The organism is Rhodanobacter glycinis (assembly GCF_900114325.1).
GTDB lineage: Bacteria > Pseudomonadota > Gammaproteobacteria > Xanthomonadales > Rhodanobacteraceae > Rhodanobacter_A > Rhodanobacter_A glycinis.
Map to the genome: position 1 here is coordinate 130,481 of NZ_FOSR01000006.1, position 12,977 is coordinate 143,457.

At 67.0% G+C, this 12,977-nt stretch carries 13 protein-coding genes; 10 read left to right on the forward strand and 3 right to left on the reverse strand.

The window, feature by feature from the left end; all coding sequences use genetic code 11:
* Positions 1-16 precede the first annotated feature (16 nt).
* The gene (locus BMY90_RS08475) at positions 17-667 is read left to right on the forward strand and encodes a TetR/AcrR family transcriptional regulator (protein WP_245734990.1); all 651 of its coding nucleotides are present in this window, start codon (positions 17-19) and stop codon (positions 665-667) included.
* 233 nt (positions 668-900) lie between these two features.
* Here the strand turns inward: BMY90_RS08475 and BMY90_RS08480 are convergent, their stop codons facing one another.
* The 3 genes from BMY90_RS08480 to BMY90_RS08490 are packed head-to-tail and all read right to left on the reverse strand — an operon-like array spanning position 901 to position 3,286.
* Positions 901-1,212: a DUF6587 family protein gene (locus BMY90_RS08480; protein ID WP_092703242.1), complete on the reverse strand. Its 312-nt coding sequence runs from the start codon at positions 1,210-1,212 to the stop codon at positions 901-903.
* Positions 1,209-3,044 (reverse strand): ferrous iron transporter B, encoded by a 1,836-nt coding sequence (gene feoB / locus BMY90_RS08485; protein WP_092703244.1) that lies wholly within the window; start codon positions 3,042-3,044, stop codon positions 1,209-1,211. Before feoB ends, BMY90_RS08480 begins: the two co-directional genes overlap by 4 nt.
* Positions 3,041-3,286, reverse strand: coding sequence for a FeoA family protein (locus BMY90_RS08490; protein ID WP_008212175.1), 246 nt, complete (start codon positions 3,284-3,286; stop codon positions 3,041-3,043). The genes feoB and BMY90_RS08490 overlap by 4 nt, the downstream gene beginning before the upstream one ends.
* Positions 3,287-3,407: 121 nt before the next feature.
* Between BMY90_RS08490 and BMY90_RS08495 the strand changes: the two genes are divergently transcribed.
* The 9 genes from BMY90_RS08495 (at position 3,408) to BMY90_RS08535 (ending at position 12,948) form a co-directional block, all read left to right on the forward strand.
* Positions 3,408-4,199: an enoyl-CoA hydratase/isomerase family protein gene (locus BMY90_RS08495; protein ID WP_092703246.1), complete on the forward strand. Its 792-nt coding sequence runs from the start codon at positions 3,408-3,410 to the stop codon at positions 4,197-4,199.
* A gap of 71 nt (positions 4,200-4,270) precedes the next feature.
* Complete coding sequence (locus tag BMY90_RS08500) at positions 4,271-4,783, forward strand: cupin domain-containing protein (protein ID WP_245734991.1); 513 nt, start codon at positions 4,271-4,273, stop codon at positions 4,781-4,783.
* 97 nt (positions 4,784-4,880) lie between these two features.
* A complete protein-coding gene (locus BMY90_RS08505; RefSeq protein ID WP_092703250.1) occupies positions 4,881-6,869 on the forward strand; it encodes an acetyl/propionyl/methylcrotonyl-CoA carboxylase subunit alpha in 1,989 nt (662 codons plus the stop codon).
* A gap of 146 nt (positions 6,870-7,015) precedes the next feature.
* A complete protein-coding gene (locus BMY90_RS08510; RefSeq protein WP_092703252.1) occupies positions 7,016-7,915 on the forward strand; it encodes a hydroxymethylglutaryl-CoA lyase in 900 nt (299 codons plus the stop codon).
* A 136-nt stretch (positions 7,916-8,051) separates the two neighbouring features.
* The gene (locus BMY90_RS08515; protein WP_092703254.1) at positions 8,052-8,540 is read left to right on the forward strand and encodes a GNAT family N-acetyltransferase; all 489 of its coding nucleotides are present in this window, start codon (positions 8,052-8,054) and stop codon (positions 8,538-8,540) included.
* Positions 8,541-8,551: 11 nt separating this feature from the next.
* A complete protein-coding gene (locus BMY90_RS08520) occupies positions 8,552-9,130 on the forward strand; it encodes a GNAT family N-acetyltransferase (RefSeq protein WP_092703360.1) in 579 nt (192 codons plus the stop codon).
* Between the two features lie 34 nt (positions 9,131-9,164).
* Positions 9,165-9,932 carry an SDR family NAD(P)-dependent oxidoreductase gene (locus tag BMY90_RS08525; protein WP_092703256.1) on the forward strand — a complete coding sequence of 256 codons (768 nt, stop codon included), beginning with the start codon at positions 9,165-9,167 and terminating at the stop codon, positions 9,930-9,932.
* Positions 9,933-10,087: 155 nt separating this feature from the next.
* Positions 10,088-10,651, forward strand: a complete 564-nt coding sequence (efpL, locus tag BMY90_RS08530; RefSeq protein WP_008215758.1) for an elongation factor P-like protein EfpL — start codon at positions 10,088-10,090, stop codon at positions 10,649-10,651.
* A gap of 182 nt (positions 10,652-10,833) precedes the next feature.
* On the forward strand, positions 10,834-12,948 hold the full coding sequence (locus BMY90_RS08535; RefSeq protein WP_092703362.1) for an FUSC family protein: 2,115 nt from the start codon (positions 10,834-10,836) through the stop codon (positions 12,946-12,948).
* Positions 12,949-12,977: the final 29 nt, after the last annotated feature.

A 12,977-nucleotide genomic window follows, 5' to 3' on the forward strand; every position in this document is an offset into this window, starting at 1 on the left:
GGCTTCATCCTTGCACATGCTGGACCACCTGGTCCAGTGCCGCTACGATGGCACCGTGACCACCCTGACAGCCCCCACACCACGCGAACACGAGCTACTGGCCACCGCCGCGCGGGAATTCGCCACGGCCGGCTTCGAGCATGCCTCGCTGAACGCCGTGATCCGCGCCTGTGGCATGAGCAAGAGCTCGTTCTACCACCGCTTCGATTCCAAGCAGGCGCTGTTCGATCGCGTGGTGGACGAAGCCGCCGCCGCATTGGCGCACGAACTGGCTGCGCCCGATCCGGCGGAACTCGCGGGCCCGAATTTCTGGCCTCGACTGGAAGCCTTCGTGACGCACGCGGTGGCGGCGCTGGCGAAACCGGCGTGGTACGCCGACCTCGGCAAGCTGTTTTACCTGCCTGACGTCTCGGCCGAGCGCAGCGCGGCGATGCGGCGCTTGCTGGCCGGGGTCGACGGCTGGGTGCAAGCCGTACTGAAGGCCGGCCGCAGCTGCGGCGCCGTGCGCGACGACCTGCCCGCCAGCCTGCAAGCCGAACTGGCCTTTGCCATGCTGCAGGCCATGGATCGCTGGTCGGTGGCACACATGGATGACATGAAGCCGGCTCAACGCCGCCGCATGGCTTCGGCGCAACTTGGCACCTTGCGCCGACTGCTGGCGCCATAGGCGGGATACTCGCGGACTGACTCGCGCGAGGAACGCGGCCAGCGCTTGCCAGCACCACCGGCGCAGCTTGTGACGCAGACCTGATCAGCGGCGAAGCTCAGCCAAGAAGACCGTTCGCGCGGAACGTGGCTTGCGAAGCGCATACAGGCGCGCCCTTCGACTACGGGCCTGCGCTCAGGGCGAACGGTGGGGTATCGACAGAACCTTGTCGCGAATCAGGAACACGGATGAGGTCAGTGCTGCCGACTGCGGAAATTCAGCGGCATGATCGTATCGGCAGCGGGCTTCGCCACCGCCGGCTTCTTCGGCCCGCAAGCGCCGCAGGTGGAGCAGCCGTCGGCGCAGTTGCCGGTGGCCTGCTTCGGCTGCAGGCGGCGGCTGAGTGCATGCGCAAGGCGCGAGCGGCCGGGTTGCGCCAACCTGATCGATGCCGCCGCGAACCAGCGGTTGGTGAGCTGCGGCGCCAGCTTGCGGAACGCCACCAGCACGCTCACCAACACGATGAGCCCGACCACGATGTATTGGATCAGCAGTCCGGTACTCATGTCAGTGCACTCGCGATCTGGAAGGTCAGCAGCGACGCCACGTAGGCCATCACGAACATGTAGCCGAACGAGATCGCCACATTGCGCCAGGAATCGGTTTCGCGCTTGATCACTGCCAGCGTGGACATGCATTGCGGCGCATAGGCAAACCACACCAGCAGCGACAGCGCGCTGGCCAGCGGAATGTGCGCAGCCAGCGCCGGCCCCAGCGCGCCACTATCACCGCCCACCGCGTAGACCGTGGCCAGCGCAGCGACCGCCGTCTCGCGTGCGGCAAAGGCGGGAATCAGCGCCAGGCTCATTTCCCAGTTGAAGCCGATCGGCGCGAAGATGTGCGCGAAACCGCGGCCGATATAGCCGGCAAAGCTGTAGTCGATCGCCGGGCCGGTGGCGCCGGCGGGCGGCGCCGGGAAGCTGGACAACGCCCACATCAGGATGGTGAGCGCCAGGATCACGCCGGTCAGCCGCTTCATGAAGATCATGCTGCGTTCGTACAGGCCGATGCCCACGTCGCGCACCTTCGGCATGCGGTATGACGGCAGTTCCATCAGCAGTGCGTGCTCGCTCTTGTCGCGATGGATGCGCTTCATCACCCAGCCCACCAGCATCGCACCGGCAATACCCGCCACGTACAGGACGAACAGCACCAACCCCTGCAGGTTGAACATGCCGAGGACACGATGCGAGGGAATGAACGCGGCGATCAGCAGCGCATACACCGGCAGGCGTGCCGAACACGTCATCAACGGCGCCACCAGGATGGTGGTGAGGCGATCGCGCTGGTCGGTGATGCTGCGCGTGCCCATGATGCCGGGAATGGCGCAGGCAAAGCTGGACAGCAGCGGGATGAACGAGCGCCCGGTCAACCCCACCGACAGCATCATGCGATCGAGCAGGAACGCGGCACGCGGCAGATAACCCGATTCTTCCAGGGTGAGGATGAAGAAGAACAGCACCAGGATTTCGGGCAGGAAGCCGAGCACGGTGCCCAGGCCGCCGAAGATGCCATCCGTGACCAGTCCCTGCAGCGGCCCGGCCGGCAACCACACGGCCAGGTGTCCACCCAGCCAGCCGAAACCGTCGCCGATCAGGTCGCTCATCGGCTTGCCGGCGGCATACACCGCCTGGAACACCAGGAACATCACCAGCGCAAGAATCGCCAGCCCGAACACCGGGTGCAGCGCCCAGCGGTCCAGCGTGTCGTCCAGCTTCGCCGTGGCGCGCGGCATGGTCACGGTGGCGGCCAGCAAGGCGCGCACCTCGGCATGCAGGTCGGCACGGCTGGCTGCATCGTCAGGCTGCTTCGGCGCGGCGATCGGCACTTCACCGTCCACCCGCTCGACCAGGCCCTTCGCACCATTCCGCTTCACCGCGATGGTTTCCACCACCGGCAGGCCAAGCCGACGCTGCAGTTCGGGCACGTCGATGACGATGCCGCGGCGGCGCGCGGCATCCATCATGTTCAGCGCCAGCACCACCGGGCGCCCCAGCCGCTTCACTTCCAGCAGGAAACGCAGGTGCAGACGCAGGTTGGTGGCATCGGCCACGCAGACGATCAGGTCCGGCGGCGCCTCGCCCGGGTAATTGCCCTCGAGCACATCGCGGGTGATCTTCTCGTCCGGACTGACCGTGTCGAAGCTGTAGGCCCCGGGCAGGTCGAGGATCTGCAGCATCCGCCCGGACGGCGCCACGAAGCGCCCTTCCTTGCGCTCGATGGTGACGCCGGCGTAGTTGGCCACCTTCTGCCGACCACCGGTGAGCTGGTTGAACAGCGCCGTCTTGCCGCAGTTGGGGTTACCCACCAGGGCAATGCGCAACGTACCCGCACTCATGCCGCCACCTCCACGCAAACCTCGACGCGCGCGGCTTCGTTGCGCCGCAACGCGAATCGCGTGGAACCGATCTGGATCAGCAGCGGATCGCCGCCCATCGGGCCGCGCGCCACCACGCGCACCGGCTCGCCCTGGACGAAACCAAGGTCACGCAGGCGCTGCGCAATGGGATCGGCAGCTTGGACGTCATCGACACGTTCGACCACGGCGGGCGCACCCTTCTGCAATTCGGACAGGCGCACAGGCACCACGCTTAAATAAGAATTGTTCGCATTGTAATGCTTTCTTCGTCTTCCTGCAGCCATGCCCTGGAAGGCCGCCACCAGCGTTTAAGATGTTCCCTTTGTCCAGCGGAACCCGCCGATGACTGCCACCCAGATTGCCGACCGCGCCGGCGTGCGCGAACTCACCCTGAACCGCCCCGAGGTGCACAACGCCTTCGACGACGCGCTGATTGCCGAACTGACGGTCGCCGTGCAGACCGCCGCCAGCGACCCGGCCGTGCGGGCCGTGGTACTGACCGGCGCCGGCGCCAGCTTTTCTGCCGGCGCCGACCTGAACTGGATGCGTGGCATGGCCAGCGCCAGCGAACAGGAAAACCGCGACGACTCGCTGCGTCTGGCCGAGCTGATGCGCACCCTGCAGTTCTGCCCCAAGCCGACCATCGCCCGCGTCAACGGCGCAGCCTACGGTGGCGGCGTGGGCCTGGTCGCCTGCTGCGACATCGCCATCGGCGCCGACACGGCCAAGTTCGGCCTCACCGAGGTGAAGCTGGGCCTGGTGCCGGCGGTGATTTCCCCTTACGTGCTGCATGCGATCGGACTGCGCCAGGCGCGCAAGCTGTTCCTTACCGGCGAAGTGTTCGATGCCCACGAGGCACAACGCATTGGCCTGCTGCACCGGGTCGTGCCTGCCGAGGCACTGGACGACGCGGTGACTTTCACCCTGAAGCTGCTGGCCAAGGCCGGCCCCGAGGCGCAGCGCGAGGCCAAGCAACTGGCGCTGCGCATGGCCGGTCACGAGGAAGGCGGCGCCGAGCGCATCGACCACGACAACGCCGCGCTGATTGCCCGGCTGCGCGTGTCCTCCGAAGGCCAGGAAGGGCTCAGCGCCTTCCTCGACAAACGCGCGCCGGCATGGGTCGGCGGCGGCTGAGCAAGGCTGCTGACACCACGTCGGCAGGAAGCCGACACCAGACTGGAAAAACCACGTAACCGGACGCCGCCATGACTCATCCCGTGCTCAACCTCGACGACGTCGCCATCCAGTCGCCCACGTCCGCGCAATCATTGCCGGGCGCCACGGCCGAACGCTACGACCTGCGCCGCGGCGAGATCAGCACTCGCATCGGCGCGCGCAAGCTGGGCTACCGGCTCACCGTGGTGGCGCCAGGCAAACGCGCCTGCCCGTTCCACAGCCACCGTGGCGAAGAGGAGATGTTCTTCATCCTGGAAGGCCGCGGCGAACTGCGCCTGGGTGATACCCGTCACGCGCTGCGCGCCGGCGACGTGGTGGCCTGCCCCTGCGGCGGGCCGGAGACCGCGCACCAGATCATCAACACCGGCGACACCGAGCTGCGCTACCTGGGTGTGAGCACGATGGAACCGGTGGAGATCTGCGAATACCCCGACTCCGGCAAGCTCGGCGCCTACGCCGAAACGCAGCCCGGCGAGAACGCGCAGGCACTGCGCCACCTGTGCCGCATGGAGGACGCCTGCGACTACTGGCGTGGCGAATAGTCGTGCCCGTTTGCTGCGCTGCGCATCGGCGTGCCGGCGGTGATCTGCTACCGTTCCGGGGCTTTGCCTCCCTCGGACTTCCCCCCAAGGAACCTGCATGTTCGAACGCGTCCTGATCGCCAACCGCGGCGAGATCGCCTGCCGCGTGATCCGCACCTGCCGCCGACTCGGCATTCGCACCATCGCGGTGTACTCCGAGGCCGACCGCGATGCGCAGCACGTGCGCCTGGCCGACGAGGCCTGGCCGATCGGCGGCTCGCTGCCGGCTGACTCCTACCTGCGCATCGACGCGATTCTCGACGCCGCCAAAAAGAGTGGCGCGCAGGCGGTTCATCCCGGGTATGGCTTTCTTTCCGAGAACACCGCCTTCTCGCGCGCCTGCCAGGAGGCCGGCATCGTCTTCATCGGTCCTGATCCGGCCAGCATCGAGGCGATGGGTTCCAAGGCCGCCGCCAAGCACCTGATGGCGAAGCATGACGTGCCGCTGGTGCCCGGCTACGACGGCGACAACCAGGACAACGCATACCTGGCCGAGCAGGCGCACAAGACCGGCTATCCGCTGATCATCAAGCCCTCGGCCGGCGGTGGCGGCAAGGGCATGCAGATCGTGCGCTCGGACGCGGAATTCCCCGAGGCGCTGGAAACCGCACAGCGCGTGGCCAAGGCCGCGTTCGGCGATGCGTCGATGCTGCTGGAGCGCTACATCGAGCAGCCGCGCCACATCGAGTTCCAGATCTTCGGCGACCGCCACGGCAACGTCATCCACCTGGATGAACGCGAATGCTCGGCGCAGCGTCGCTACCAGAAAGTGCTGGAGGAAACGCCCTCGCCGTTCCTGACGCCCGAGCGCCGCAAGGCCATGGGCGAAGCTGCCGTGGCCGCCGCGAAGGCTGTGAACTACGTGGGCGCCGGCACGGTGGAATTCATCGTCGGGCCCGCCGGCGATTTCCACTTCATGGAAATGAACACCCGCCTGCAGGTCGAGCATCCGGTCACCGAACTGACCCACGGCGTGGATCTGGTGGAGTGGCAGTTGCGCATTGCCGACGGCGAGCCGTTGCCGCTGACCCAGGACCAGGTCGTTTCACACGGCCACGCCATCGAAGTACGCCTGTACGCCGAAGACCCCGAGCAGAACTTCCTGCCCGGCTCCGGCAAGCTGCAGATGCTGCGCCTGCCCGCGCCGTCCGCGCACGTGCGCCTCGATGGCGGCGTGATCGAGGGCGACACGGTGACGATCTTCTACGATCCGATGATCGCCAAGCTGATCGTGTGGGACGAAGATCGCCCACGCGCGCTGCAGCGCATGCGCGAAGCGCTGGCGCAATGCGAGATCGCCGGACCGAAATCCAACATCGCCTTCCTCGAACGACTGGTGCGCCATCCGAGCGTGGTCGAAGGAACCATCGACACCGGCTACCTCGACCGCCATCTCGACCAGTTCGTCACCGGCCATGCCACTCCCGCCGGACGCACGCTGTTCGCGGCTGCCACGGCCGCGCTGCTGCATGACGAAGCCGCCGTCCAGGGCACCGCGACCGATCCGCATTCGCCATGGGCTCGCGCCGATGGCTGGCGCATCGGCCATCCCGGCAAGCGCCTCATCGCGCTGACCCACGGCGATGAACGCTTCGAGATCGAAGCCCACGGCCACGCCGGCCACTACCGTTTGCGCCATGGCGAACGGGATGGCGAGGTGACCGGCGCCCGTCTCGACGGCAACCAGCTCAATGCGCGCTTCGACGGCGAAGCACTGCGCCTGCCGATGCGCGCTGATGGCCACCGCGTGCTGCTGCACGACGCTGAGGGCCGCCGCTGGCGCTTCGACCGCGCCGCGGCCTACGCCTGGGAATCGAAGGACGCCGCCGGCGGCAACCAGGTCGTCGCCCCCATGCCCGGCCGTATCGTGCTGGTGAAAGCCAAGCCCGGCGACGCGGTGGAAGAAGGCCAGGAATTGCTGGTGATGGAGGCAATGAAAATGGAACTGGCATTGAAGGCGCCGCGCGCCGGCACCATCGAGAGCGTGAGTGCCACGCAAGGCGAATTCGTCGAAGCCGATGCCGTGCTGGTCCACTTCGCCGACTGAGATTTTGAGCCCCTCTCCCCGTAGGAGAGGGGTTGGGGTGAGGGTTCGGCTTCGCCCGAACATTCACGCAAGCCCCGCACCCTCATCCGCCCCTGTGCGGGGCACCTTCTCCCGGGGGGAGAAGAACACGTCGTCCGGAGCCGCCCATGACCACATCCAACCACGTCCGCATCGTCGAAGTCGGCGCCCGCGACGGCTTGCAGAACGAGAAGACCCTGCTGCCGGCCGAGGTGAAGATCGCGCTGATCGATCGGCTCTCGTCCACCGGCCTGAAGACCATCGAAGCCACCAGCTTCGTCAGCCCGAAATGGGTGCCGCAACTGGCCGATGCCGCCGAAGTGTTCACCGGTATCCGCAAGGTGCCGGGTGTGAGCTATCCGGTGCTGGTGCCGAACCTGCAGGGCTACGAGCGTGCGCGCGAGGTCGGCGCCACCGAAATCGCCGTGTTCAGTGCCGCCAGCGAGGCGTTCAACCGCAAGAACATCAACGCCTCCATCGACGAATCCATCGAGCGCTTCGTGCCCGTGCTGGAACAGGCCAAGGCCGATGGCGTGGCAGTGCGCGGCTACGTCTCCACCGTGCTCGGCTGCCCCTACCAGGGCGAGGTGCCGATCAGCGACGTGGTGCGTGTGGCCAAGCGCCTGCACGCGCTGGGCTGCTACGAAATCTCGCTGGGCGACACCATCGGCGTCGGCACCCCGGCCAAGGCCCGCGCCATGCTGCACGCCGTAGCGCAGGACGTACCGATGGCCGCGCTGGCCGTGCATTTCCACGACACCTACGGCCAGGCCCTGGCCAACATCCTCGCCTGCCTGGAAGAAGGCGTGCGCGTGGTCGACAGTTCCGTCTCCGGCACCGGCGGCTGCCCCTACGCGAAAGGTGCCACCGGCAACGTCGCCAGCGAAGACGTGGCCTACATGCTGCACGGCATGGGCATGGAAACCGGCATCGACCTCGACCTGCTGATCGCCACCGGCGCCTGGCTGGCCGCGCAGTTGCACAAGGACACCGCCAGCCGCGTCACGCGAGCGCGCACGGCGGCGTAAAGCATCTGTCCCCTCCCAGCCGTCCCCTGCAAGCAGGGGGCGGAGCTGGAAACCGCTCCGCCAGCGCCGTTACAAACGCCACTGGCATCCGCGCACAGGCATGGAATAATCGGCCGTCCCCTGCTACGGAACCGCCATGCCATCGTCGTTCCTGATCCGCCCCATCGAGCCGCGCGACGATGCCGCAATGGCGGCGGTGATCCGCAGCGTGATGCCCGAGTTCGGGGCCGATGGTCCCGGTTTCGCAATCCACGATCCGGAGGTGGACGGTATGTCCGCTGCCTACGCGCAGCCACGCAGCGCCTACTTCGTGATCGAACGCGAAGGCATCGTCATGGGTGGCGGTGGCGTGGCGCCGTTGGTCGACGGTGAACCGGATGTGTGCGAACTGCGCAAGATGTACTTCCTGCCGCAAGCACGCGGCATCGGCGCGGGCCAGGCGATGATGCAGCGCTGTCTCGATGCGGCACGCGGTTTCGGTTTCCGCCGGTGCTACCTCGAAACACTGACCGGCATGGACGCAGCGCAGGCCCTGTACAAGCGCAATGGTTTCCAGATGATCTGCAACGCCATGGGCGGCACCGGCCACCACGGTTGCGACCGCTACTACCTCCGCGAACTGTGAACACCCGCGCCATGACCGCCACCATCCGCATTGCCCGCGACGAAGACGCGGCCGCCATCCACGCGATCTACGCTCCCCATATCACCGACGGCGTCGCCACATTCGAAACCGAACTGCCCGGCGTGGACGCCATGCGCGAGCGCATCCGCGCGCGCCTGCCGAACTATCCGTGGCTGGTCTGGGACGAAGACGGCGAGGTGCTGGCCTACGCCTATGCCGGCCGCTTCCGCGAACGTGCCGCCTACGACTGGATCGCCGAAACCTCGATCTACGTGCACGCCGATGCGCAGCGACGAGGCATCGCACGGCGGCTCTACACCACCTTGCTGGAAACCATGCGCCTGCAGGGCCTGACCCAGGCGGTGGGTGTCATCACCGTGCCCAACCCGGTCAGCGTGACTTTCCACGAATCGCTGGGCTTCGCGCCGGCCGGCGTGTGGCGGCAATGCGGCTGGAAGCTGGGGCAATGGTGGGACGTGGGCGTGTGGCAGCTGACCTTGCAGGCGCCGACGCCCCCGCCCGCCCCCGTACGCTCCTTCGCCGCGCTGGCCGATGATCCGGCACTGCGGCACCTGCTCGGGCTCGGCTAAACTTGTCCACTGACTTTCCTTTCGGCGGACTCCCATGCAACTCGATCAAATCAAGGCAATCATCACTGGTGGCGCCTCCGGTCTCGGTCACGCGGTGGCACAGCATCTCGTCGCCCATGGCGGCCAGGTGTCGCTGTTCGACGTGAACGAGGAAAAAGGCCAGGCTGCGGCAAAGGAACTGGGTGCTGCCGCCCGCTTCTTCCGCACCGACGTGACCAGCGAGGATGGCGTGACCGCCAACGTGGCCGCTGCGCGCGAGGCGATGGGCGGTCTGAACATGGTGATGAACTGCGCCGGCATCCTCGGCGCCGGTCGCGTGCTGGGCAAGGAAGGCCCGATGCCGTTGAACACCTTCGCCAGCACGGTGATGGTGAATCTGGTCGGCAGCTTCAACGTGGCCAAGGCCGGCGCGGCGCTGATGCAGGGCAACGAGGCCGGCGAAGATGGCGAGCGCGGCGTGATCATCAACACCGCCTCCGTGGCCGCCTACGAGGGCCAGATCGGCCAGGCCGCCTACTCCGCCTCAAAGGGCGGTGTGGTCGGCATGACCTTGCCGATGGCGCGCGAGCTGGCCCGCTTTGGCATCCGCGTGGCCACCATCGCGCCGGGTATCTTCTGGACCCCGATGGTCGACGGCATGCCCGAATCCGTGCAGCAGTCGCTGTCCGCCTCGATCCCGTTTCCCTCGCGCCTGGGCAAGCCGGAGGAATTCGCGCAGACCGTGGCGTTTATCCTCGGCAACCGCTATATCAACGGCGAAACCATCCGCCTGGATGGCGCGGTGCGTTTGCAACCCAAGTAACCTCCTTCGCCGTCATTCCGGCGCAGGCCGGAATCCAGTCCGACAACTCGTGCGCAGCACGCGATTGATTTTGTGCGCTATGCGCGAGCGCTTCACTGGATTCCGGCCTGCGCCGGAATGACGATCATGAAACCTTCACTCCTGATCCCACACTTATGAAAGCTTCCGACGTCAAGAAAGGCAACGTGGTCGAACACGACGGCACCGTCTACCAGGTGCGCGACATCGAACGCAGTTCGCCGAGTGCGCGTGGCGGCAACGTCACGTTCCGCTTCACCCTGTATTCGATCCCCGGCGGCCGCAAATTCGATCTCAGCCTGCGTGCCGATGACGACATGAAGGAAATGGAACTGGTGCGCCGCGCTGCCAATTTCTCCTACATGGACGGCGACGCCTTCATCTTCATGGATGCCGAGGATTACACCCAGTACCTGCTGGGTCCCGAACTGGTGGGCGACAACGCCGGTTACATCGTCGAGGACCTGGAGGGCTATTACGTCCAACTGATCGACGACGCCCCGGTGGCTCTGCAGGTGCCGAGCAGCGTGGTCCTGACCGTGGTCGATACCGCCCCGGAAATGAAGGGCTCCAGCGCCACCAAGCGCAACAAGCCGGCCAAGCTCAACACCGGCGTGGAGATCCAGGTGCCCGAGTACATCAGCAACGACGAGAAGGTGTGGGTGAACACCTTGACGGGCGAGTTCGCTGGTCGAGCTTGACGCGCTTGTGGAATGCCTTGAATGGCATTCCACGCGTCAGGCGAGGGCGAGGCAGGACGCCGAGCGGGCAGCGGCGCATGGATGCATGCTTGCCTCATTCCTCATCGCGCTTGTGGAATGCCTTGAATGGCATTCCACGCTCCCGCATGGTGCAGAATGACCGCACCCCGGATGCTCGCTCCATGCCCCCCAGCAGCTACTCCTTCCGCAACCACCTCGTCGAAAGCCTGACCCGCATCAAGCGGCCGGACGTGCCGTTGCGGGTGGCGATACGCAACACGGCGGCGGTGGTACTGCCGCTGGGTATCGGCATGGCCACCGGGCATACGGCGATCGGACTGGGCATTGGCGCGGGTGCGCTGGACACGATGTTTTCCGACCAGCCCGGACCTTACCGCCAGCGCATCGCGCGCCTGTTGCTGGCCTCGCTGGCGGCCGGGCTAGCCTCGTTGTGCGGCTTCCTGATCGGCGATCAGTTGCTGCCGATGCTGCTGGCCACGCTAGCGACCGGCTTCCTCGGCGGCTTGCTGGTGGTGTTCGGTACCGACATTGCGCGCGTGGGCATGACCAGCATGATCCTGCTGGTGATCACCGCGGCCGAGCCGATCCCCTCGCCTGTCGAGGCCATCGCCGCTTCCGCACTGATCTTCGCCGGTGGCTTGTTGCTGGCACTGTTTTCGGTGGCCGCATGGCCGTTGCAACGCTACTGGCCGGAACGCAATGCACTGGCCGAGGTGTATCGCGGCCTCGCCGCGCTGGCGCGGCAGGCCTCGCATGACGACGCCGATGCCCCTGCGCTTACCGACGCCATGACCACGCTGCAGCAGACCCTGCTCGGCCGCCATCGCGCCCACGGTCGCGCGATGGAGGCGTTCGGCGTATTGCTGGAACTGGCCGAACGGATCCGGCTCGAACTGGTGGCGATGTCCGAGGCCCATGCCGCCCCAGGCGCCAACGCCTTGCTGCGCGCCGATGTCGCCCGCGTACTGCAAGGCGTGGCCGAGGCCCTGGATGCGGGCGAAAGTCCGAGCCGTGCGATGCACGCGCTGCAAACCTTGCAGGCCAGCCAGGAAGCATTGCTGGGCGACGAAACCACCCATCGCAGCATGGCTGCACACTTCCATGCACTGTCCGGCCAGCTCGCGGCCGCGGTGCGCAACGCCAACTGGGCCGGCAGCCGCGGCGAAGAACGCGCCGCCGCCGCCGAAACACGCCTGCCGCGGGCGCTGCGCGGCAGCGCGACATGGGCCACGCTGCGCGCCAACTTCACCATGCGTTCGGTCGCCTTTCGCCATGCGCTGCGCTGCGCCGCCTGCTTGAGCCTCACCCTGCTCGTCTCGCGCCTGTGGCAGCTCCCGCACGGTTACTGGCTGCCGATGACCGCCGCCATCGTGCTGCGTCCGGACTTCGCCGCCACCTTCAATTTCGGCCTGCTGCGCGTGGTCGGCACCGTGCTCGGCCTGCTGCTCACCACCGTGCTGCTGTACGTGACGCCCGATGCACCCTGGGCCCATCTCACACTGATGGGGCTGCTGTGCGTGGCGTTCCGTTATCTGGCCAGCGCGCATTACGGCATCGCGGTAGCCACCCTGACCGGCACGGTGGTGATCCTGCTGTCGTTCGAGGGCGTGGGCTCCGGCGCAGCGGTGATGGACCGCGTGATCAACACCGTGCTCGGCTCGGGCATGGCACTGTTGGCCTACGTGGTGTGGCCCACCTGGGAGCGCAGCCGCGCACGCGCCGCGCTGTCGGCGATGCTGTCCGCCTATGCCGATTACCTCGCTGCGCTGGCCCTGCCCGGGCAACGCGACGTGCACCGTGAAACGCGCACCGCCGCGCGCACCGCGCGCACCAACGCCCAGGCCTCGCTGGAGCGCATGCGCGTGGAGCCTGCCACCCCACCGGCACTGTTCGACCTGGCCAGCGCCCTGTTCGCCAACGGCAACCGGCTGGCACGGACGGCCATGTCATTCGAGGCGCTGCTGGACGAACGCGACACCCTGCCTGAGCATGAGGCGACCTGCCGCTTCATCGGGTCCGCCGCAGATGCCACCCACGCGATTGCCGATGCCCTGCGCGAGCGACGCGCACCGGATGCGCTGCCGGACCTGCGTACCATGCAGCGCGAACTCGCCCTGCGCCTTGCCGCCAGCGACGCGCACGGTAACGCCGACCTGCTGGCACGCATCAGCGACCGCCTTGCCGACAACGTGAACACGCTGGCCCACGTCACCGGCCGCAGCCCGCAACTGACGGCGCTGGACGATCGCCACAGTCCCGCGGGGCACGTGGCCTGAAAGCGTCGTCTCGACACGGCGTCCCGAAG

Coding starts and splice junctions, on each gene's coding strand:
- BMY90_RS08505 (WP_092703250.1), top strand. CDS start 4,881: ATGTTCGAACGCGTCCTGATCGCCAACCGCGGCGAGATCGCCTGCCGC.
- BMY90_RS08520 (WP_092703360.1), top strand. CDS start 8,552: ATGACCGCCACCATCCGCATTGCCCGCGACGAAGACGCGGCCGCCATC.
- BMY90_RS08515 (WP_092703254.1), top strand. CDS start 8,052: ATGCCATCGTCGTTCCTGATCCGCCCCATCGAGCCGCGCGACGATGCC.
- feoB (WP_092703244.1), bottom strand. CDS start 3,044: ATGAGTGCGGGTACGTTGCGCATTGCCCTGGTGGGTAACCCCAACTGC.
- BMY90_RS08475 (WP_245734990.1), top strand. CDS start 17: ATGCTGGACCACCTGGTCCAGTGCCGCTACGATGGCACCGTGACCACC.
- BMY90_RS08480 (WP_092703242.1), bottom strand. CDS start 1,212: ATGAGTACCGGACTGCTGATCCAATACATCGTGGTCGGGCTCATCGTG.
- BMY90_RS08500 (WP_245734991.1), top strand. CDS start 4,271: ATGACTCATCCCGTGCTCAACCTCGACGACGTCGCCATCCAGTCGCCC.
- BMY90_RS08535 (WP_092703362.1), top strand. CDS start 10,834: ATGCCCCCCAGCAGCTACTCCTTCCGCAACCACCTCGTCGAAAGCCTG.
- BMY90_RS08495 (WP_092703246.1), top strand. CDS start 3,408: ATGACTGCCACCCAGATTGCCGACCGCGCCGGCGTGCGCGAACTCACC.
- efpL (WP_008215758.1), top strand. CDS start 10,088: ATGAAAGCTTCCGACGTCAAGAAAGGCAACGTGGTCGAACACGACGGC.
- BMY90_RS08510 (WP_092703252.1), top strand. CDS start 7,016: ATGACCACATCCAACCACGTCCGCATCGTCGAAGTCGGCGCCCGCGAC.
- BMY90_RS08525 (WP_092703256.1), top strand. CDS start 9,165: ATGCAACTCGATCAAATCAAGGCAATCATCACTGGTGGCGCCTCCGGT.